The organism is Dickeya ananatis (genome assembly GCF_019464615.1).
Classification (GTDB): Bacteria; Pseudomonadota; Gammaproteobacteria; order Enterobacterales; family Enterobacteriaceae; genus Dickeya; species Dickeya oryzae.
The window spans coordinates 1,688,365-1,710,307 of record NZ_CP040816.1 but is presented as its reverse complement, the minus strand read 5'-3'; the positions used below and the strand labels follow the sequence as shown (position 1 = coordinate 1,710,307).

Below are 21,943 nucleotides of genomic sequence, written 5' to 3'. Positions count from 1 at the left end.
TTAGCGACAACCCCCATCGTTATTGCCTGCGGTCGAGCGCATCGACCGCGCTTTTCAGCCTGCCATCTCATCTGTGAATAAAGGGCAAACACCATCACGGCGACTTCGTTATAATCGTCGATAGCTCCCTGTTACTGGAAATGCGTTATGGACTACCAACTTAATCTTGACTGGCAGAACTTCCTGACTCACCACTGGCAAAAAAAGCCGGTAATCATCAAAGCCGGTTTTCCTCATTTTCTTGATCCCATTAGCCCGGACGAATTAGCGGGACTTGCGATGGAAAACGAGGTAGACAGCCGTCTGGTCAGCCATCGTGACGGTCGCTGGGATGTCAGCCACGGCCCGTTTGAAAGCTATGACCATCTGGGAGAAAGCAACTGGTCTTTACTGGTACAAGCCGTCGACCACTGGCATGAGCCTTCTGCCGCGTTGATGCGCCCTTTCCGTCAGCTACCTGACTGGCGTATTGACGACCTGATGATTTCATTCTCGGTGCCCGGCGGCGGCGTCGGCCCGCATCTTGACCAATACGATGTGTTTATTATTCAGGGCACCGGACGCCGTCGTTGGCGCGTTGGCAACAAGGTGCCAATGAAGCAGCATTGCCCACATCCTGACTTGCTGCAGGTTGCACCGTTCGACGCCATTATTGATGAAGAAATGGCACCCGGCGATATTCTCTATATTCCGCCGGGTTTTCCGCACGAAGGTTATTCTCTGGAAAACTCGCTCAACTACTCGGTGGGGTTCCGTGCCCCCAGTTCCCGCGAGCTGGTCAGTGGTTTTGCCGACTATGTGTTGTCCCGCGAACTGGGTGGCCAACGCTACAGTGACCCGGATATTCCTTCTCGCGCCCATCCAGCCGACGTGTTACCACAGGAGTTGGATAAACTTCAGCACATGATGCTGGAACTGGTGCAGCACAAAGACGCCTTTCATCAATGGTTCGGCGAATTTGCTTCCCAGTCACGGCATGAACTGGATTTGGCACCACCGGAGCCGCCTTACCAGCCAGGCGAAGTATACGACCTGTTACAACAGGGCGAGGCATTGCGCCGTCTTGGCGGATTGCGGGTATTGCGTATTGGCGAAACCTGTTTCGTCAATGGCGAACGGCTGGAGAACCACCCACCGCAGGCGATCGCCGCCCTGGCACAATATGACGTGCTGAACATCGGGCGATTTGGCGACACGCTGGACGATCCGTCTTTCCTTGCCCAGTTGACCGCTCTGGTTAACAGCGGTTACTGGTACTTTGTTGACTGATTATCGTTGGCTGATTATTGCTCTGCCATCTAAAACACAGAAGACGCCAAACGGCGTCTTCTGTGTTAGTAGCTTACTAACCATCAGGCTTTTACTGACGCACTCTCATTGCTGGTTTGTCGGCTCTTAGCCCGTAATGCCGTCAGTTCGGCGATACGTATAATCACTGCCACTGCGCTTTCCATCCCTTCCAGCGTCACAAATTCATGCTTACCGTGAGCATTGTAGCCGCCAGTAAACAGATTGGGGCACGGCAAGCCACGGAAAGATAACTGAGCGCCATCCGTACCGCCGCGAATCGGTTGCATCAGCGGCGTAATCCCGCAATCACGCATGGCCTGCTGCGCCAGCGCGATGATATGGGGATGCTGCTCCACTTGTTCACGCATGTTGTAGTAGCTATCGGTGATCGTGACTTCGATATAACAATCCGGGTGCAGGCCCTTACCCACTTTTTCCGCGATATCCAGCAGCGTTTTCTTGCGCCGTTCGAAGCTATCACGCTCAAAGTCCCGAATGCTGTAGTGCAGTTCAGCCCGTTCTACCGTCCCTTTCGCGCTATTGAGGTGATAAAACCCCTGATAGCCGTCGGTCTGCTCTGGCGTCTCATCGGCCGGTACGAGTTGATGAAACCGTGTCGCCAGTGACAACGCATTGACCATCACCCCTTTTGCCCAGCCCGGATGGACGTTGTTACCGACAATCTTCACGACAGCCGACGCAGCATTGAAGTTTTCATACTCCAACTCACCCACACCACCGCCATCTACCGTATAGGCCCATTCCGCCCGGAATGCATCGACATCAAAGTGCTGAGCACCTTTACCGACTTCCTCATCCGGCGTGAAAGCAATACGAATCTCACCATGTGGGATTTGGCGTTTCTTTAGCCGAACCAGTGCGGTCATGATCTCCGCAATGCCGGCTTTATCGTCCGCCCCTAACAGCGTTTTGCCATCAGTCGTAATCAATGTCTGTCCAAGCAGATGATGCAGTACCGGGAACATCACTGGCGACAAGACTTCATCACCCATACCCAGCGCGATATCACCGCCACGGTAATTCTCGACAATCTGTGGATTAACATGTTTGCCGCTAAAATCCGGTGAGGTATCCATATGGGCGATAAACCCCACCACCGGCACAGGCCAGGCAACATTAGCGGGTAATGTCGCCATCACACAGCCATGCTTGGTGAGCGATACCTGTTCCAGTCCCAGTTCAATTAATTCTTGTTGCAGCGCCTGCGCCAGCTTCAATTGCCCTTCCGTGCTCGGCACCTGCCGAACACCCGGTCGGGATTGGGTATCAAACGCAACGTAATTCAAAAAACGATCAAGTAATTTTTCCATCATCACCCCCTCCGATGGATTACAGGTTTCATTATGTAGAGGGTGCCTGTACCACATATTGCGTCAGGTCAGTTTTTATTGGTTTTCCGCCCGGCACCGCTGCCTTACACCGCCCATAACGCCGGGCAGCGCGTCAGCCACCATGCCAGACACGCCCGGAACACCTACAACGAATTAATAAACAGACAACATCTCAAGACAGGCGGCAGACTTACCGCCACAGGGCAGGAAGCCGGGCCGACGGCTGATTGCGTATCGGCCCGGGGAAAACATCACAACCACTCGTAATACTGGCCCTGGCGTTTATCACAGCCGCAACAGCCGCCGCATTTGGGTGCGGCATCCCCTTGATGGAAGCGGATTTTGCCTTTCTGTACCCACACCTCCAGCATTCCCTCCACCACACCGGGATCGGCCTTAAAAGCCGTGCTGATATCTTGCAGCGACACCTTTTTTCTTTCGCGGACAAAATCCCGCAATTCAAGTAGCGTCATTATGTCTCCCCGGCGGGCAGTTGCCCGCCCGACTGGTTTATTTTACTTCACCTACCACGGTGCGCTGGCGTTGCAGACCATTGCGGCGCAGCAACATCACTGTGACACACAGCATTGCCGCCACCCCCACCAGCGCACACAGCGAATACAACGGGTGCTGACTAAACCGCCCAACCTGATACACCACCACCGCTGTGCTATAGCCAACCTGAATGGTCCAGCCAGCGCAGAATAGCGTCCAGGCGGTGCCCACCTCACGCCAGATGGCGGATACCGCCGCCACACAAGGGATATACAACAGCACCATCAGCAGGTAACTAAACGCCCCCAAACGGCCATCAAACAGTTGGCTGATCACAGTCAGCGAGGTCACCGAGAATTTATTGTCTTTGGCAATCGTGGCGGTATCACTCAAATCACCGACATTGATCCCTAACGGGTTTAATACCGCGTCACCCAGCTTGCCCAGATTTTCAGGGATAGTCGCCAGCGCATCGTGAATACCACCGGTCAGGCTAAAAGGTTTGGCTTCCGCTTTCGCGCCGCCGTCCTGCGAGGCTGCCATTGCGCCGTACAATGAATCCAGCGTACCGACAACCGCTTCTTTGGCGAAGATCCCGGTGAACACGCCCACTGCTGCCGGCCAGTTTTCATCGCGAATGCCCAGCGGCTTGAATACCGGCACGATGGCTTGCCCCACCGCCGACAGCACCGACTTCTGGGTATTCTGGTTGCCAAAGGAACCGTCGGTCCCCATCGAGTTAAGAAAGCCCAGCACCGTCACCACCACGACAATCAGCCGCCCGGCACGCAGCAAGAACCCCTTCAGGCGCTCCCAGGTACGAATCAGTACACTACGCAAGCTGGGCAAGTGATAAGGGGGAATTTCCATCACAAAGGCAGACGCTTCACCTTTCAGCGCGGTATTTTTCAGCAAAAAGCCGGTCGCAATCGCCGCCGCGATACCGATCAGATACAACCCGAATACCAGGTTTTGTCCGCCTTCGACAAACAAGGCAGACGCAAACAGCACGTACACCGGCAACCGTGCGCCACAGGACATAAACGGTGCCATCATCACCGTCACCACACGGTCACTATGGCGCTCCATGGTGCGCGTCGCCATCACCGCCGGTACGTTACAACCAAACCCGACAATCAGCGGCACGAACGCCTTGCCCGGCAAACCGATGCCGCGCATAAAGCGGTCCATCACAAACGCCGCTCGCGCCATATAGCCAGAATCCTCCAGCCAGGACAGGAACAGATACAGACAACCGATCACCGGAATAAAGGTGGATACGGTCTGAATACCGCCGCCCACGCCATCTGCCAGCAGGGTTTTCAGCCATTCCGGGGTATGCAACGCCAGCAACAGCTCGCCGAATCCATCCACCATCAGGGTACCGAACAGCTTGTCGAAGAAATCGGTAAAGGCGCTACCGATATTGATGGTGAAGACAAACATCAGGTACATCACCAGCAGGAAGATCGGAATACCAAAAAAGCGGTGCAATACGACACGGTCAATTTTGTCGGTCAGGGTTGCGGAAGCCTCACCACGGCGGGTAATCACCTCACGCGCCACCGCGCCAACGAACTGGTAACGCGCGTCCGCCAGAAAAATATCCAGTTCATCCTCATACTCAGCGACCAGCCGGGCGACTTCAGCATCGGCAAAGGCCAGCGTATCCGCAGGCACCCGGTTACGCACCGACATGTCGCCTTCCAGCAACTGAATCGCCAGCCAATACGGGTTACGAATCGCCGCCTGCCCTTGCAGTTGATCTGCAATCGCCTGCGCCGCCTGGTTCAGTGGCGCGTCATAAGGAATCGACACCGGTGGAATCACCGGTTGTGCCAGCGCGGCCTGACACACCTCATGCAACATCGAGATGCCTTTCTTCTGGCTGGCGGTAATCGGGATGACCGGGCACCCCAGGCGCTGCTGTAAACCGGCGATATCAATATCCAGCTTACGTGCGGCGGCGATATCCATCATATTGACGGCCACCACCATCGGCACCTGCATATCCAGCAACTGCGCGGTGAGATACAGATTTCGCTCCAGATTGGAAGCATCAACGATATTCAGTACCAGATTGGCTTCGCCGGACAGGATGTAATCACGTGCAACCCGTTCGTCTTCCGAGCTTTCGGAAGACGGGTTCAGCGAGTAAACCCCCGGCAAATCCACCAACGTCACCTGTTGCTGCTGATAACGGTAACTACCGACTTTCTTTTCCACCGTCACGCCGGGCCAGTTACCGACCGTTTGTTTACCGCCGGTCAGGACGTTAAATAGCGTCGTTTTGCCACAATTGGGGTTACCCACCACGCAAATTACGGGTTGCGTACTCATAAAAAATCCTTACCTGCCCGGATTAACATTTTTCCAGAATCAAAATCTGTGCTTCGCCTTTACGCACGCTGATCGATGCACCACGCAGGCGCAGTTCTATCGGATCACCCAGCGGTGCGACTCGCGACACCGAAAACTCCACTCCCGGCGTCACGCCCAGCGCCAGCAGGCGCTTGCGGTAATCCGCCGATCCTTTCTGAAACCCCAGCACACGCCACTGTGTGCCCACTGCCAATGCTTCCAGTGTCATCGCTGTGTAAACCTCATACCCATTGCTGCCTGATAAAGAACAACGGGTGTCGTAAACCCGTTGTCATCAACCGGTTGCCAGAAACTGAACGTGACAAGCCAATTGCCATCGTGTTTATTGCTGTGGCGATACCCACACTTGCTTACCCATCTCCCAGTTGATCGCCACCCGGCTATCCCCGGCGGCCAACATTAACGGCTGGTTGGCATCACGCTGAATCACGCGCACCTGGCCACCGACACGGATGCCAAGCTCAGTCAGCCGCTGCTGGTACTCGCCCGTTGAGCGAATACGCGCCACTACAGCATTCACGTTGATAGGGAGATCAAGCAGCGTTTGAAGACTCAGAGCCATACACCATTCCTTCAATGACAGTGCGCCGCACCCCGCCTGCGTTACAACACGGCGGCAATGCATTAAGGTAAGTAATAACGATTATCAATCATATTCCTGTCTACGCATCGCCTTTTGATGTGCGTCAAGGGAGGTGAAGATTGGGGGGATAGAGTCAGAAGGGTAATGGAGGTAAAGAGTAATAGAGGAACGACTGAGGGTTGGCGATAATACAGAGCCTCGCTGTCGAACATGAGTCAGGGTAAACGTTATCCGGTCCCGCTCCCCCGGTGGACTCACCCGGTAGAGCTAACGCTTACGGTAATGTCCCGCTATTTTTCGGGAGGTATGCAGTATGCGCAGAACACAAACCACATGCTCTTCAACGGCATAGACAATGATGAACGGGAAGCGTGGCACCACCAGTTTCCGCTGTTTTTCCGTTTTCCCGGCTTTTACCCCCGCCTGCGGATTGTCCTGAAGGATGTCGGCCATACTGACGAACCGGTCATCCGTGGCACTGGCTACCGATAATCCCGCTTCTTTATACAGATAACGGAAGATGGCCTCACGATCTGCCTGTGCCTGCTTTTCCCACTGAATGGCTGATGTCACAGCTTGCCCCGTGCTGCCTGTATTTTCAGTTCATTCATGTGGTGGTTCATTTCTTCGTTACTGATAAACTCGCTTTCCCCGTCCTCATAACGGTTGAACGCTTCCAGAATCTGTTGCTCCAGCCAGCCCTCATGCTCACTGTTTTGATAGTGACGCTCCTCTGCGGCCAGCTCTTCTGCCCGCTGACGCATTACCTCTGTCAGGCTCATTCGCCGTCTTTCCGCTGCCTGCATCGCCAGACGCTTGGTTTCCTCGTCAATTCTGAAGTGGATTGTTCCCATCATTTTTCACCTTTGTGGTGTCACTTGTGTTGTCATTATGCAGGCGGTTTTTCGGCCTGTCACGCTCAACATCTGGCCGTTTTTCATTCTGCCTGTTCACTGCCATCTGACGGTATTTCTCCGACAGACGACCGAACACCACCTGCGCCTCCTTGCCCGGCCCGCTATTCACGCCCAGCTCTACCGCCGCCCGCAGCGCATCCAGCGTCATCTGTTGCTCCCGCCCTTCCCGCACCTCAGCACTTACCACCTCGCTGACGTTGTTGTAACGGCCACTGTCGATTTGCTCACGGATAAACTGCTCGAAGTACGGACTTAACGCGATACTGGTTGCCATCATTGCCTCCAACTCTGCGGGATAGTATTCATTACTATCTGTCAGACTTTTCGTCCTTTGCCGCACTACCCCTCTTCTGATACACCTCTTCATCCACCATCAAAGCAGCTATATCAGGCAATACAACGCATTTCCCAAGCCGAACGCTATGCACGCGCCCGCTTTCAGGCGGTGTCGCTGCAAGGCGCATGGCTCACCGAATCCGGATTTACCGACGGGATGCCGTTAAAAATACGGGTCATGCCCGGCTGCATGGTCATCACCGCCCAGAACACCCGCGAGCTGTGGCACTGTCTCGAAGGACTCAGCATTGAACCCTTTGGCCCGGACGCCGCCGCCAACTGGATCAAGCATTACCCCGGCGGCCTTAAGTTCGCCGGGTAACCAACACCACCCCCGGCCCGCGCCGGGGTTTTTGTTTTAACGCTGGGGTGTCGGGGCATGGCCCTGACCGGATGGTTTTGGGGGCACGGCCCACTGGCGGTGGCCACAAAACATTTCCTGTCCGGGGGTTGAGGTATTTTCAGGCCACCGCCGCCGCAACTCACGCTCAAGGGCCGCGGGCTGGACGATCTCGGCTTTAACACCGGACAGCCCGTTACCGTCACCGTGGAGCGCGGGCGGCTGGTGATTGAAGCGGAGCTTAGGATCTAACCGGTAAAAACAACGATCCCGGCGCGGGGCCGGGATCGTTTCTATAACTGAGTCTTTACACCCAAGCGAATCATTTCAGTTGGGAACAAAGGTTGTAATATTATTTCATCATTAAAAATGAATAATTTTGGCGACAAGGCCGTAACATCATAAATATTTTCAGCAATCAATTTTAATTTCGTCTTAAATACAGGAATACTAGCATCATCTGCAAAAACGAATACATCATCGGTTTTCATAGGGCTCTTAATCAACAGATCATCAATATTTTCATAATCTGAAGATTTTATTTCTGACCAAGTAATCCCCCCTTTTGAAAATGGATATTTTTTTAAAATATCCATAGCATCCTTCAAGGCTTGACCCTCAACCACACTAAAATCAGCACTAAGTGCTTCTTTACACTCTTCAAATAAAGTCATCTACTTTACCTGTTTAGCTGTTTCAATATCGTTTCAAAAGACTTTTCATTACCCTCAAATGGTATGACCTGCTTAATTGCTTTCCCCGGACCTTTACCTTGAGAATAATCCCATGTATTGATGTGAGTACCTTTTTCCGGATCATAATCGACACGCCAGCCTACCTTACCATCGCCAGATTGCCGACCAATAACCTTTCCATTCCCAGCACTTATCTCTAACCGCCCAATAACAGGTTTAGAATCAGCCCCTAAATTACCTACGATATCCAACGCCTTATTTCGAGCACTTTCCCAGTTTTTCTCTGGTTTAAGTATTTGCTCAATTTTATTCCCAGACTGAGAGCTAGTTTTACCCTTACCAATTCCACCGAACGCCGCCGCAGCAGCATTCGCAACAATCCCAGCCTGAATCTCATCCAGACCATATTCTTTCTGGAGTGCTTCTGAGACTTTATTTGTTGCAACAACACCTTCAACCTGTATTTGCTGCGCAAACGTAGCTGTCAGGTCATAGACCATCTTGATCGGGATATCTTCTCCCAAAGCACGATCTATCGACTGCTTCACCGCCATGCTGTCGGCCAACACATTACCATATTTCTGCTGGCATGTTGCCGGATCAGTCGCACAATCACTGATCAGTTGTTTCTGCTGAGCGGTACTTAACTCCTCGTATTTCTTAATGATGTCATTACAGTCACCACCATTTGCCTGACAGGACTTCATTTCAGCAGACCATGCGTCTATCTGTTTACTGCTCAGATAGTTATTCTCCACCTCATTCTTCGCGGTATTCGCAGCGCTTCCGGCATCAGTCAGGTTACCACCGGCCAGACCACCCACGCCAGCGCCCGCTATCATCACCAGATTTGCAACCAGCTGTTTTTGCTCCGGCGATAGCTGCTCCACATCGGGGTACAGCGCCTTGGCAATCAACCCACTCGCCGCCGCTGCAGTGAACCCGCCCAGTGCACCGCCGGTCGCACTTCCTCCCTGAGTTCGTGCAAGGAACGCCCCCAACACCGTGTGCAACGCTATACGAACCGACTTATTACCGTCGCTCGCATCCTTAACCAGTCTCGCCAGATACGGTGCTGCCGCGCCACTTAGCGCGCCTTGCAGGTTTCCTCCCAGCCCTCCAGATAATGCAGCCGTCAGCGCCGTACCGGCCTGCCAGTAGAGGCTCCCCTGAGCGTAATCTGTCGCTGCCTGTCTGACTTCCTCGCTGAGTTTTATTCGTGCTTCCAGTTCACCAGCCGGGACGCCTTCGCGGGTCAGCCTTTCCCGTGCTGCCGTTTCAGCCTCACTCCGTTTATACGCCCCATACGCGTCCATCGCCTGTACACCCAGCGAGGTTATTTCTTTCTGGATAGCCAGCCGATCTTCGACCTCACGCCGTGTAAATCCATCGGCCACATAACCCAGCGTACCCGACGTATCACGACTGAGCTGTCCGAGATCTTGCGACTGCGACGCATCGTGAATGAGTATTGTACCCGGTGCTACCGCAGAGCGGGTTGTGCCTGACGCGTGGCCCTGAGTTTGCAGCAATCCCCCCACTGGTGAGCTGTCCGTCGAGGCACCCATGCTTATCCCACGCCCCTGATAAGATGAGGCATTGGCGATGTCACGCCAGCCCAGCGTGCCCGTTTCCAGCCGGTTCTTTTCCGGAGTTGCCGTAGACGCCAGTACGACGCCATCCAGTTGGGTGTGGTTGCCGACGTGGATGTCGTAACCCCCCTGACCCGCAAACAGCCAGGTCTGCTGCTGCACACTGTCATAACTGCTGTGCATTTTATCCTGACTGGCGCTCAGGTAAGCGCTGCCGGTCATACTGCCAAAGGTAAAGCTACCGCCTGCCGACACGCGGGTCAGTGTCGGATCATCATGGAGCTGTTCTGCTAGTTTTGCTACAGACAGCCGCTACGCTGTGTTATCTCGCTAAAATCAAAGATTACGCATTTCCCAAGCCGAACGCTATGCACGCGCCTGCTTTCAGGTGGTGTCATTGCAAGGCGCATGGCTCACCGAGGCCGGATTTACCGACGGGATGCCGTTAAAAATACGGGTCATGCCCGGCTGCATGGTCATCACCGCCCAGAACACCCGCGAGCTGTAGCACTGTCTGGAAGGCCTCAGCATCGAACCCTTTGACCCGGACGCCGCCGCCAACAGGATCAGGCATTACCCCGGTGGCCTTAAGTTCGCCGGGTAACCAACACCACCCCCGGCCCGCGCCGGGGTTTTTTGTTTTAACGCTGGGATGTCGGGGCATGGCCCTGACCGGGTGGTTTTGGGGACACGGCCCACTGGCGGTGGCCACAAAACATTTCCTGTCCGGGTGCTGAAGTATTTTCAGGCCCCCCGCCAATCAGACCCAAGGATGGCGGGGATTGCGGTGGAGCTAAGGGGCTGACAAGCAGATAAAAAATCCCGGCCTGTTAAGAACTGGGATTTTTATTTCGCTAATTGTATTAAATTTAGCTATAAATATATAAATCAATAGAACTTTCGGCCCCAATACAACCCAAAAAACGGTTTGTCTCTGCTGACCAATATATAGCTGGCTTCTCCCCATTTTCTACTTCTATTAAAAGAGAAAATATGAATGCAACATCATATCTCTCTTTTATTTCTTGCAAAGAAGAAATTTTACACTTTAATAAAGACAGCAATTTCCTTGTTTGCTCATCCACATCATAGGACTCTTCCTTCTCTGTACAAATTGACCAACTATTCTCCGAGCTTGGCCTTTTCCTCGTCCCACTAATAATACCTTTTCGATGAACCTCCATAGGCTCTATCTGTAGTAATGCAGTTATCTCATTGGGTTCAAAGACATCTCCACAAATGGAAAACTCTGCTTTTACTGTTGTCTTATCCATATAACTGCCCTACTTATTAATAAATTCGCCAGTCGGGATACCTTCACCTTTCCCGCCCTTTCTAAAAATCCACAACTGTCCATTATCTTTATCAACATAAATATCATAATGATCCTACCCACGTAATGTGGACACAGCCCTAAGCGAGGTTTTCGTTTTCAAATTGTTCCGGGCTGAGACCGCCACAGGCACTGTGACGACGCCAGCGATTGTAATCACACTCGATATAATTAAATACCGTCGTCCGCATAATTTCACGGTCGGTAAAACGCTCTCCGTGGATACATTCCACTTTCAGTGAATGAAAGAAGCTTTCCGCGCACGCATATCGTAGCAACAACCTGTTGCGCTCATGCTGCCGTGCAGGTTGTGCCGCTTCAGTAATGCCTGATAATCCGCTGAACAGTACTGCCCGCCGCGATCCGTGTGAACGATAACGTTTTTCCGGGCGTTTACGCCGCTAGATACAGCCAGCCCTCATCCGTGCGAAGGTACGTGATATCGCCTGCCTACTTCTGGTTCGGGCCACTAGTGATGAAGTCCTGCTTCAACAGGTTTTCCGATACCGGCAGACCGTGTTCGCGGTAGCTGACCGGGCTGAATTTGCGGCTGGCTTTTGCCCCTAATCCCTGACGACGTAGGCTGACGGCGATGGTTTTGATGTTGTACTCCGGCAACTCATCAGCAAGGCGTGGTAAAGGTAAAGCTACCGCCTGCCGACACGCAGTCAGTGTCGGATCATCATGGGGGGGTTCTGCTAGTTTTGCTACAGACAGCCGCTGCGCTGTGTTATCTCGCTAAAATCAAAGATTACGCATTTCCCAAGCCGAACGCTATGCACGCGCCTGCTTTCAGGTGGTGTCATTGCAAGGCGCATGGCTCACCGAGGCCGGATTTACCGACGGGATGCCGTTAAAAATACGGGTCATGCCCGGCTGCATGGTCATCACCGCCCAGAACACCCGCGAGCTGTGGCACTGTCTCGAAGGACTCAGCATTGAACCCTTTGACCCGGACGCCGCCGCCAACTGGATCAAGCATTACCCCGGCGGCCTTAAGTTCGCCGGGTAACCAACACCACCCCCGGCCCGCGCCGGGGTTTTTTGTTTTAACCGAGGGGTGTCGGGGCATGGCCCTGACCGGGTGGTTTTGGGGACACGGCCCACTGGCGGTGGCCACAAAACATTTCCTGTCCGGGGGCTGAAGCTTTTTCAGGCAACCTCGCCACTTATGCTCAAGGGCGGCGGGGGATTAAAGCGTAACTCAAGAGCCGACCGGTAAAACAACGATCCCGGCACAGGCCACGATCATTGTTTAATTAAGCAATCTCGTTTCGACATTTCCAGTATCAAAAAACTCTTTAAATACCAATTTAACAATATCAAAGTTCTTTGTTATATTCTGCGCAGGCCAATTATCTCCTAATATCATTATTTCAATATTAGGCTGAGAAAGATCCCTGTAAGTTTTTACAACATACTCACCATCTTTCACTCCACCTAATGTCATAAAGTAAAACCCCTTTTCAGTTCTAAGTTGTAAGCACTCTGCTTCACTTTCATTACTATTGATTACATCAATAGTTAAAGTACCCTTCTTTCCTTCAATCCGTTCCAAGCGGAATTCAATATCATCCCACAATGATATTTTTTTATTCCCACCATCACCTTCTAAAGTCCAACTTAATTTAAGTACCATGTTAATCCCTAGCCTTAAGTGATTTCATGCCCGGCTGCCAGTAAAGAACTGAGCCAGTAGCTTCTTCATAGATGGTTAAAGATTTAAGTCCAGCTTTATCGGCCATTGCCGCGACATCTCCTCGACAAAAGCCACAGACGGGCTCTTTAGAAACACTCATAGTCATCTCACGTCCTTGGGTCATACCTTTCTCAAATGCTTGTTGGATAACGCCAACTTCAGCATGTGCCGTGGCCATATTCCCATTTGGAAGTGCTTTATTCTGCTTATCTATTTTTACCTGAACCCTACCATCAATAAGAGTTGGTTTATCCACATCTGCAAGAGCGGAAGGTCTTGCTCCTTGGTTTGTATCGGAGAACTCAACACCATCTACATTCCCCCTCGCTACAACTTTCAAATTTGCATCAATAATTTTACTTAATTGCTTTGCCGCTGCTTCACCTAATACAGGCGTCACTGATGCAAAGAAGATATCTGCACCTTCTTTTAATTCCGCATACCCTTTCGCCGTCTCATAATCAACGCCTTTGTTCTTCATAAAGAAGTTGATCATGGCATCCCTAACTTGCTGCTTGTTCTGTGCATCAACACTGGTGATATTCAGCAGGTTCACTATCTGGCCGTAGGCATCGCCGTACTGCTGGCTGGCTCTGGAGTTATAGGTGCCGGTGTTTTCATACTCCACTTTGGCTTGATAAGCCTCCAGCCGCGCGGCTGCACAACCCGTACTGGCAGCATTTCCGTTACCGCAGGCGGCGATAACTTTCTTATCCCTTGAGATATCCAGTTCCGTTAACCGGGCAACGTCTTTCTCCGCCTGTTCACGCTCTGCCGGGTCTGTGCTGTTGCGGAGTTTCTGCTTCGCTATCTCAAGTTCTGATTTCTCAGAGACACTCAGGAAGTTATTCTCGATCGCATTACGCCCGGCCTGGGCACCTGTCGCTGCCCCCTCGACGCTGCCAGATGCAATCCCCGATGCCAGACCCGCAGCCAGTGACGCCAGTGCGCTGACCGATTGTTTTTCCGCTTCCGTCAGGTCGCTGGTGTCACGCCCTCCATACAGCTCCTTCATGATCAGCAGCCGGGCGGTCAGCTCGCCACCTGCCGCGCCCACGGCTCCCGCTACCGCATCCTTGCCCGACAGTTGCGCTACCACCGCCCCCATCAGTGCATGGCCCATCGCATTGGCCGCGATGTCCGATGCCGTGGCTTTACGCTCGTCTGCTGGCATCGTGACGCTTTTCACCAGTTGCGCCAGATACGGTGCCGAGGCACCCGCCAGCGCCTGCTGCAGGTTACCACCGCCGGCCAGCGACTGAATGGCCGCCGTCGCCGCCTGCGCCGCCCGTTGCAGGTCACTGCCGGTGCCGTAAGACGCCATCACCGCCTTGTAATCTGCCGTTTCCGTCAGGTCTTTCCTGTATTTATCCCACGCTGCCTCGGAGGCGTTATCCGCCGGGCGATCCACCTTGCCACTGGCTTCGGCCGCCCGCGTCGCACGAATTTCCCCTTCGGTGCGGATGACATCCATCACCTGTGAGCCCAGTTCACCGACCATCTGCGCCGTCTGCAGGCGCTTCTGCTCCTTCTCCTTGTCAAATATCGGACTCAGCGCATTATTGGCGTGCTCCACATCCCGGCTCAGGGTGGCAATGTCCTGCTGCTGACCGGCCTGATTACGGATAATCAGTGCACCGTCGCTCACCGCAGCGTAAGTGGTACTGCTGGCGTTGCCGCCACGCCCCATCGACATCAGGGCCGACGGCGCGGTCAGCGCGGCGGACTTCATCATATCCGACAGGCTCAGTGACGGGCTGGCACTGAGTCCGATGCCGCTGTGCGACACCGAAAACACCGCCTGATTGTCGATATTGCTCCAGCCCAGCGTGCCGGTATCCAGCCGGTTTTTATCTGCGCTGGCCGTCGAACCAATCACTGCCCCATCCAGTTGGGTGTGGTTGCCGACGTGGATGTCGTAACCCCCCTGACCCGCAAACAGCCCGGTCTGCTGCTGCACACTGTCATAACTGCTGTGCATTTTATCCTGACTGGCGCTCAGGTAACCGCTGCCGGTCATACTGCCAAAGGTAAAGCTACCGCCTGCCGACACACTGGTCTGCCTGGAATCATAGCGGTTGTTATCCTGCTGGCTTGCCAGCAGCAGATCGCCCCCCACATCGGCCACGATGCGATCACCACTGACCTGTGCGCCGATGAGACGGGTGTCTCCACCACTGGTCAGGCCGACTCGCTGCCCCGCATCCACCGTGGTTTCCGACCAGCTGTTGCCGCTGCCCATCTCACGGCCTTTGGCCGCGTTGACGTTGGCAAAGACGCTGAATCCTGCCCCACTGTTACTCAGCCCAAAACTGACACCAATATTCCCGCCGCTGCTGCTGCTGCTGCCGGTCAACGACTCAGTATTGCGTGCCGACAACAGATTAATCGCGTGAGCCGCATTCAGGTCTACGTTGTTGGCAGCCTTTAACTGGCTACCGACGGCAGTGATATCGCCCTGGCGGGCCACTACGCTGATATCATGGCCCGCATTCAGCGTCGAGGCAAAACTCTGTGACTGTTCACTGCTTTGACTGCTGCTGGCACGCTGCGCCCCCAGCGACACGCTGATGCCGACAAACGACGACGCCCCCTGGTTATTGGTATCAACCTGCGTGCCCTGATAAGCCTGATACCCTGACAGCGCGGCTTTCATTCCCTGCAACGCCTGCAGGCGGCTGTCACTCTGCTCACGCACCGCCTGTACCGCCTGTACGGCACTGTTCAGCGCCGACCCCACCACACCAGACAGCGTCACCGTCAATCCGGCGGTTTTCTGCTCCATCTTCTGTGACTGGCGATGGCTGTCGTAGCCCGGATCAATGGTGACCGTATTGCCCACCACCTGAATATCCCGCGCCGCAATCACATCGGTGGCGGACAGGTTCACGTCCTGCCCGGCATGCAGGCTCACCGACCCGCCGGTGCTGCCCAATGTGCTTACGCTCTGGCTTTCCGTCGTCCCCGCTGACGCCAGTGTCTGACGAAGTGAGGTACTGCCGATGGTAAAGCCGATTCCGCCTCCGCTGAACACCCCGCTCTTTTTACGGCTGACATCCTCGTACTGCCGGTAGGTCTCCACACTGGCCGCCGTGTTGATATTATGCCCGGCTGTCAGCGCCACATCGCCGTCCGCCGCCACCGACGAGCCGCGTACCCCGATATCATTCCCCGCCGTCAGCGCCACGCTGCCTGCCGACAACAGCGTGCCTTTCTCCGTGGTCTGCTCCCGCTCCCGCAACGTGTGCGTGGTGGTGCTGGACAGGAAACCTTTCTTCACCGTGGTTTCTTCAAAAAAGTCGTGCTGACTTTCTGTCGCCGACAGCAGGTTCAGGTCACGGCCAGCCTGTGCCGTCAGTGCCCCACGCGTTTCCGCCTGCGCCCCTTGCAGCGTCAGGTCCTGCCCGGCCCGCAGGCTCAGCCCGTCACCCGCGTTCAGCACCGTGCCCTGCTGCGTCACCGTCTGCTGCCAGTCCAGATGGCGGTTCCACGCGTTCGAGCTGAACTGCTCCTGCTCAGCGGACAGCAGGCTCAGGTCACGCCCCGCCGACAGCGCCATGGTGCCCGTCGCGCTCAGCTGTGCCGCCGTGCCATTCAGGTCACGCCCGGCATTCAGGCTCAGGTCGCCCCCGCTGGCGAGTGTGCTCTGCACCAGCCCCTGCTGCCGACGCTGTGTCGTGGCACGCCCGTCCTGACGCACCGTCTCCGTCACCGTGCCCAGCGCATTCAGCTGGATGTCGTTGCCTGCTGCCAGCGTCAGCGGCCCGCCCGCGCTCAGTTGCGCCCCGTTCAGGGCGATATCGTGCCCTGCCTGTAACGTCAGCCCGCCCTGTGCGGTTATCAGCCCGGTCTGGCCGATATCGGTACGTGTCAGCGACCCACTGCCCCGGCCGTCCCTCGCTTGTGTGTGCCACTGGTTGGTCGTTGTGGTATTGACGATATCCCCGTTGACGCTTGCCAGCGTCACCGTATTGCCCTTAATGGTGGCACTGCTGTTGGTCAGATTACCCAGCGCCACCAGATTAAGCGCGCCCCCCGCGTTCAGCAGCCCGCCCTCGCTGTTAGTGACCTGCCCCCCGCTGGTGACGGTCAGTGCATTCAGCGCCGTCACCGTGCTGCCACGGTTGTCGATATCCCCGCCCGCGCTCAGGCTGACGCTGTTCGCCACGATGCGGCTGCCTGACAGGTTGGTTTTATCCGCCTGCGCCAGATACAGCTTCGGTGCCAGCACGGTTTGCCCGTCGACGGTAATGTTTTCCCACCACACGATGCTGTGGCTCAGCCCCGCCACCTGCTCTGGACTGAGGCTCACCCCCAGTTGCAGGTTCAGCCGGCTTTTCTCCGCCGCCGCGTTATCCATCAACGTCTGCATCTGCGCCAGGTCCGACCCCACGCCATTGAGGTAACGTTGCCCGGTCTGGCTCAGTACCGCATTGCTGATGTAACGGGTGTCAAACGCCGCATCGCCCAGAAAACGGTAGTCGTGCTCCGCGTCCAGATTCAGCTTGCCCAGCAGGTAGGATGAACCGAGGAACTGCGTCGGGTCGGTCAGCGTCGGGCTGGTCTCCACCGGCACGCTGGTGCCCGGTGTCTGCCCCAACAGGCGACGCAGGTCGCCAAACAGGCTGTTGTCGACCTGCCCGAGCTGGCTCAGCAGCGGGTTGCTGCGTATCAGGTAGCGACCGTTGCTGCTGGTGTCAGCGACAAACAGTCCGTTCTGACTGGTGGGTAACGGGTAGTCGTTTAGCGACGGGCCACCCAGCTGGGCCAGCGCCGCCTGCAAGGCATTCAGTGACGGATCACTATTTCCGGCCAGCGACAAGGGGTCTCGCCCTGCCACTAATGACGGTGACGCCGGGGTATTCTGGCTGCCCGCCCCATTGGCGGTGCTCAGCGTTGGCGTGGCTATCGCCGGAATAAAGCCGCCGCTGCCCGGTTGTAAACCGGTGTTACTGATGTTCTGCGAGAAATTGGCGGTTATCGCACCACCCGCCTGAATGGTGGCGTTGTAGGACTGGCCGGGGGTGTATTCGGTGGTGGGATCGCCATCTAATTTAAAGAAAAAATCACCTCGTCCTGAAGATCCTGCATAGACATATCTAAGTTTCTGGCTACTCGTCCCTGCCTGATAAGACTGATTATTAAGTTGTCCTCCACTTAATAATATAATTCCTCGACTCGAAAGGCTGGACGCATTGTTATTCAACGTTTGTGCCGATATATCTAAATTTCCTGCTGAATTAAATTGCGCTATTCCTCCGCTTGCAGTGACAGCGATAGTTTTCTGTCCAATAGCTACAATTTGAGTAGAGGCTTTCTCAGATGGCACTGTTCCATATTGAGTACGGCAAATCTCACCATGACCATTATTAGTACCAGACCCACCCGAACACACCTCATAGGCGTATGACTCAAGCTCATCTGGTTTAAACCAGCCCTGCGGAATGGTCGCCCTCGTCCCGCCCGCCCATGACGGCATATCCGCCACCGAGCTGCTGCTTTCGGTCACCGTCAGCCCTTCGCGCTGGTTGGTTAGCGTGCCGGTGCGCACCGTGATATCGCCGCGCTGCGTTTCGATAGTGCCTGAGCTGTTCAGTACACTGCTGCTGGCGTTGCCTGCCGCGTCACGCTGTATCCACAGGCTGTTCCCCGCCAGAATGTTGCCGAACCGGTTGATCAGGGCATCCGACAGCAGTTGCAGATTGCCGCCGCCATACAGCAGGCTGCTGTTGTCTATCAGACCGCCCGCCTGCAGCAGCAGGTCCGCCGCCGTGCCGACAAAGCCCCGGTTGGTGATGTTGCCATCGGCCCGCAGACTCAGCGGCCCGCCGCCCTGAATACTGCCGCTCGCCGTCTGGTTGATGGCTGCCGCCGACAGGGTGCTGGTGCCAGTGCCCGCGACGATGCGCCCCTGCTGTGTCAGCGTGCCGGTACTGCTTACTGTCACGCCGTTGCCCTGCAACGTCCCCGCCTGTAGCAGGTCACCCGTGACATTCAGCGTCAGTTGGTCGCCCGCCGCCAGGGTGTGAGTCAGGGTGAAGGGGCCGCCGATATCCGCCTGCAGGCTTCCCAGCGCCGCCAGTTCCCCTTCCTGCGTTAACGTGCCGGTACGCAGTTGCAGGTTCCCCGCACTGTACAGTCGCGCCCCGCTGGCATTATTCAGCCCAGCCGACTGGAGTGTCAGCCCCGTCAGCCCCAACAGCGTGCCCCGGTTCGTCAGTTGACCATCGGTGGTGATGTCCAGTTGCCGCGCCTGCGTCGTCCCGCTGTTATCGAGTTGGAGCGCGTTCAGCGTCAGCCCGTTATACCCTTGCAGTACACCACCGTTTTGCAGCGTCCCGGCCTTGACGGTGGTCTCCGTGCCACTGATTAACCCGGCACTGTCCAGACGGTCAGCCTGCAGTTGCAACGCTCCACCGCTGGTCAGCTCGCTCCCGGCAAGCCCGGTATACGCACCGCTCAGTTGCAGTGTGCCGTTATTGACCCCCAGAATGCGCCCACCGTTATCCAGCGTGCCTGACGTCAGCGTCAGATTGTCTGCCTGCCACACCCCCTGATTGCTGAGCACACCGGTGGTTATCTCCCCGCGTCCCGCACTCAGCAGTTGGCCGTTCGCCCGGTTGTCGAGGCGGCCATCAAAGGCGGCCGACAGGCCATCCTGCGCTTTTACCGTGCCACTGTTGTCCAGTGCTGTGCCCGACAGCGTCATCAGCCCGTCGGTGTTGAGCAGGCCACTATTGTGCTGCTGCCCGGCCGCTATCGTCAGCGCCTGTGCGCCTAACAGCGTGCCGCTGTTATCCAGACTATCCGCCGTCACCGACAGCCGCGTGCCCCCGAGACTGCCGCTGTTACCCAGCCGCCCGCCCGTGATGTCCCAGGCACCGGACGCCAGCAGGATGCCGCTGTTATCCAGTGCCTCCAGCGTCAGTTGCCCGTCGCCGCCCAGGTTCACCGTGCCCTGATTGCGCCACAGTCCGGTGTGCAGTTGCAGCCCCTGCGCCGATAACGCACCGGCCGTGTCTGCTGCCCCCGATGACAGCGTGACTGTCCCGCCGCTGGTCAGCGCGCCGTCTGCCGTCTGGCTGAACCCGGTCAGTGCATTCACCCCGAGCGACTGTCGCCCCTGCACTACCCCGCCGTTCCACAGCGAATCGCCGCTCAGCGTCACCGCGCCACCCGACAGCACGCCCCGGTTGACCGTCTGCCCGGCGGCTATCGTCAGTCCACCGCCTGACAGCAATGAGCCGCTGTTATCCAGCTCGGTCTGTGCCTGTATCGACAGCCCCTCGTCCGCCGACAGTGTCCCGCTGTTGCCGAGTTGCCCCGCCTGCAGCCTGACCTGACGCCCGCTCACCGTGCCCCGGTTGTCCAGCACCGGCGTCGTCAGTTGTACCTGCCCGCCCGCCAGGGTGCCCCGGTTGCTCAGGCTGGCCGTCTCCAGCGACAGCGTGCCGCCAGCCAGCAGGGTGCCGTCCCATTGCGTCGTGGTCAGCCCACCCAGTGACAGGTCACCTGTTGACTGCCAGCGCCCCGCGCCGCTCAGGCTGCCGCCACTGACCGTCAGCGTCTGCGCCCCCGCATCGCCATCCAGTGACAGCGCGTCACCCTGCAGCGTCAGGCCGCTGCCCGCCTGCCAGGCACCACCCGACGACTGACTCACCGCGCCCGTACTGTTCAGGCTGAGCCGGTCGCCCGCCAGCTGGCTTTGCCCCAGCGCCAGCTCCGCGCCCGACAGCGTCAGACCGTACCCCGGTTGTACCGTGCCGCTGTCACTCACGCCCGCGCTCAGCCGCGCACGGTCGGCGCTGATGCGCCCGTCACTCGACAGCGTCAGCCCCTGACCGGCCTGTGTCCGGCTGCTCCCCAGCGTGATGCCCTGCTCGCCCCGCAGTGCCACCGCACCCTGCGCCTGCTGGTCGCCCGAGACCACCAGCGTGCCGCCCTGCGCCGTGATGTTCCCCTGCGCTATCGCACTGCCGACCTGCAACCGGCCGTTCGCCGACAGTTGGATGTCCCCCTGACGTGCGCTCAGCCCGGCGGTGTTCACCCCGACACCCTGCTCCGTCGATACCAGACTGATACGGTTGGCGTACATGCCCCCGAGCGCCCCGGTGTCCAGCGCCAGCACCGGCGTGGCCCCGCTTCCCGCCTGCGGCGTTATCCGCCCGTCGCTCCCTACCCGGTTCGCCCCCAGCACTACCTGCGCATCACGTGCATTCAGCCCGGCTTGCAGATTTGCTGTGCGCGCTATCAGCGCAAAATAGTCACTCTGGCTGGCGTCCAGCCCCGCCCCGTCGACCAGAATGTCACCACCGCGCACGTCCAGACCGCTCAGCCCGCCCGCCGCGTCAAACTGCGGGGTGCCGGTGGTCAGCGTGATGCGCGGGGTGTTGATAAAGCCACAGCCGCTACAGGTGATGCCGTACGGGTTCGCCACCATCACGCTGGCCGCCTGACCGGCCACCTCCAGGTAGCCCGCCAGATGACTGCGGTTGGGCGACACCACTTCGTTGATGATGGCCGAGGCGGCGCGACCGTTCAGGTTGGGGTTGTTCTGCAGCAGGCCGCCCAGTTGACTCGGTGTCAGTTGGGCGGTGCCGTTGTTGAGGATGAGTCCGCGGTTATCCACGTTGAAGTCGTTATAGCGGTTGTGAGACAGCCCGGCCGCATTCGGTGTGGCGATGTTCACTACCGGTACGCCGTTTCCTGCCGCCTCCAGCGTGGTATTGCCCGACGCCACTGTCACGCCTGCCGCCCATGCGGGCAGCAGCGGCTGCAGCCCGGTCAGCCACACCAGACACCACACCATGACTCGCTGCGACGACTTCACCGCTTTCATCCCTGAACTCCTGACTCTGTGCTGTATGAAAACCCCATGTCGTGCCGACACAGGAAAATGGGTTTAACGTATTGAAATAAAAACACTATT

18 protein-coding genes and 3 pseudogenes are annotated in these 21,943 nt (G+C 56.5%); 5 read left to right on the top strand and 16 right to left on the bottom strand.

Going from position 1 to position 21,943, the window contains the following annotated elements; genetic code table 11:
• The first annotated feature begins 147 nt into the window (after positions 1-147).
• Positions 148-1,269, top strand: coding sequence for a ribosomal protein uL16 3-hydroxylase (locus tag FGI04_RS07440; RefSeq protein WP_407321434.1), 1,122 nt, complete (start codon positions 148-150; stop codon positions 1,267-1,269).
• A gap of 83 nt (positions 1,270-1,352) precedes the next feature.
• On the opposite strand, the gene pepT is transcribed toward FGI04_RS07440, so the two are convergent.
• The 8 genes and pseudogenes from pepT to FGI04_RS07400 all read right to left on the bottom strand — a co-directional run.
• Positions 1,353-2,621 carry a peptidase T gene (gene pepT / locus FGI04_RS07435; protein ID WP_407322237.1) on the bottom strand — a complete coding sequence of 423 codons (1,269 nt, stop codon included), beginning with the start codon at positions 2,619-2,621 and terminating at the stop codon, positions 1,353-1,355.
• Between the two features lie 272 nt (positions 2,622-2,893).
• Positions 2,894-3,115 carry a FeoC-like transcriptional regulator gene (locus FGI04_RS07430; RefSeq protein WP_016941523.1) on the bottom strand — a complete coding sequence of 74 codons (222 nt, stop codon included), beginning with the start codon at positions 3,113-3,115 and terminating at the stop codon, positions 2,894-2,896.
• Between the two features lie 37 nt (positions 3,116-3,152).
• Complete coding sequence (feoB, locus tag FGI04_RS07425) at positions 3,153-5,477, bottom strand: Fe(2+) transporter permease subunit FeoB (RefSeq protein ID WP_407336525.1); 2,325 nt, start codon at positions 5,475-5,477, stop codon at positions 3,153-3,155.
• Positions 5,478-5,499: 22 nt separating this feature from the next.
• Positions 5,500-5,727, bottom strand: a complete 228-nt coding sequence (locus tag FGI04_RS07420; RefSeq protein WP_012884601.1) for a FeoA family protein — start codon at positions 5,725-5,727, stop codon at positions 5,500-5,502.
• Between the two features lie 114 nt (positions 5,728-5,841).
• On the bottom strand, positions 5,842-6,081 hold the full coding sequence (locus tag FGI04_RS07415; RefSeq protein ID WP_342700937.1) for a FeoA family protein: 240 nt from the start codon (positions 6,079-6,081) through the stop codon (positions 5,842-5,844).
• Positions 6,082-6,369: 288 nt separating this feature from the next.
• Positions 6,370-6,675: a type II toxin-antitoxin system RelE/ParE family toxin gene (locus FGI04_RS07410; RefSeq protein WP_342700938.1), complete on the bottom strand. Its 306-nt coding sequence runs from the start codon at positions 6,673-6,675 to the stop codon at positions 6,370-6,372.
• Positions 6,672-6,956: a damage-inducible protein J gene (locus FGI04_RS07405; RefSeq protein ID WP_342701292.1), complete on the bottom strand. Its 285-nt coding sequence runs from the start codon at positions 6,954-6,956 to the stop codon at positions 6,672-6,674. Before FGI04_RS07405 ends, FGI04_RS07410 begins: the two co-directional genes overlap by 4 nt.
• Positions 6,957-7,044: 88 nt before the next feature.
• Positions 7,045-7,293 (bottom strand): annotated as a pseudogene (locus tag FGI04_RS07400) (type II toxin-antitoxin system ParD family antitoxin); the annotation flags it as partial.
• 57 nt (positions 7,294-7,350) lie between these two features.
• Here FGI04_RS07400 and FGI04_RS07395 point away from each other — a divergent pair.
• Both FGI04_RS07395 and FGI04_RS07390 read left to right on the top strand, forming a co-directional pair.
• Positions 7,351-7,677: a SymE family type I addiction module toxin gene (locus FGI04_RS07395; protein WP_407336524.1), complete on the top strand. Its 327-nt coding sequence runs from the start codon at positions 7,351-7,353 to the stop codon at positions 7,675-7,677.
• Positions 7,678-7,812: 135 nt separating this feature from the next.
• A complete protein-coding gene (locus FGI04_RS07390) occupies positions 7,813-7,947 on the top strand; it encodes a SymE family type I addiction module toxin (RefSeq protein WP_407337402.1) in 135 nt (44 codons plus the stop codon).
• Between the two features lie 41 nt (positions 7,948-7,988).
• Here FGI04_RS07390 and FGI04_RS07385 read toward each other — a convergent pair whose 3' ends face one another.
• Positions 7,989-8,369, bottom strand: coding sequence for a CDI toxin immunity protein (locus FGI04_RS07385; protein WP_407336523.1), 381 nt, complete (start codon positions 8,367-8,369; stop codon positions 7,989-7,991).
• A 5-nt stretch (positions 8,370-8,374) separates the two neighbouring features.
• The gene (locus tag FGI04_RS07380) at positions 8,375-10,237 is read right to left on the bottom strand and encodes a VENN motif pre-toxin domain-containing protein (protein ID WP_407336522.1); all 1,863 of its coding nucleotides are present in this window, start codon (positions 10,235-10,237) and stop codon (positions 8,375-8,377) included.
• 133 nt (positions 10,238-10,370) lie between these two features.
• On the opposite strand from FGI04_RS07380, the pseudogene FGI04_RS07375 reads away from it, so the two are divergent.
• Positions 10,371-10,424 (top strand): annotated as a pseudogene (locus FGI04_RS07375) (SymE family type I addiction module toxin); the annotation flags it as partial.
• Positions 10,425-10,427: 3 nt separating this feature from the next.
• On the opposite strand, the gene FGI04_RS07370 reads toward FGI04_RS07375, so the two are convergent.
• The 4 genes and pseudogenes from FGI04_RS07370 to FGI04_RS07355 form a co-directional block, all read right to left on the bottom strand.
• Positions 10,428-10,556: a hypothetical protein gene (locus FGI04_RS07370; protein ID WP_407340176.1), complete on the bottom strand. Its 129-nt coding sequence runs from the start codon at positions 10,554-10,556 to the stop codon at positions 10,428-10,430.
• Between the two features lie 295 nt (positions 10,557-10,851).
• Positions 10,852-11,256, bottom strand: coding sequence for a DUF4279 domain-containing protein (locus tag FGI04_RS07365; RefSeq protein WP_038916120.1), 405 nt, complete (start codon positions 11,254-11,256; stop codon positions 10,852-10,854).
• A gap of 9 nt (positions 11,257-11,265) precedes the next feature.
• Positions 11,266-11,358 carry a polymorphic toxin type 33 domain-containing protein gene (locus FGI04_RS07360; protein WP_434964887.1) on the bottom strand — a complete coding sequence of 31 codons (93 nt, stop codon included), beginning with the start codon at positions 11,356-11,358 and terminating at the stop codon, positions 11,266-11,268.
• Between the two features lie 37 nt (positions 11,359-11,395).
• Positions 11,396-11,951 (bottom strand): annotated as a pseudogene (locus FGI04_RS07355) (IS3 family transposase); the annotation flags it as partial.
• A gap of 163 nt (positions 11,952-12,114) precedes the next feature.
• Here FGI04_RS07355 and FGI04_RS07350 point away from each other — a divergent pair.
• Complete coding sequence (locus tag FGI04_RS07350; RefSeq protein WP_041164396.1) at positions 12,115-12,327, top strand: SymE family type I addiction module toxin; 213 nt, start codon at positions 12,115-12,117, stop codon at positions 12,325-12,327.
• A 243-nt stretch (positions 12,328-12,570) separates the two neighbouring features.
• Here FGI04_RS07350 and FGI04_RS07345 read toward each other — a convergent pair whose 3' ends face one another.
• Both FGI04_RS07345 and FGI04_RS07340 read right to left on the bottom strand, forming a co-directional pair.
• Entirely contained in the window at positions 12,571-12,954 is a 384-nt protein-coding gene (locus FGI04_RS07345) for a DUF6911 family protein (RefSeq protein WP_016941530.1), read from the bottom strand.
• A 1-nt stretch (position 12,955) separates the two neighbouring features.
• Positions 12,956-21,853: a hemagglutinin repeat-containing protein gene (locus FGI04_RS07340; protein WP_407339907.1), complete on the bottom strand. Its 8,898-nt coding sequence runs from the start codon at positions 21,851-21,853 to the stop codon at positions 12,956-12,958.
• Between the last annotated feature and the right edge of the window lie 90 nt (positions 21,854-21,943).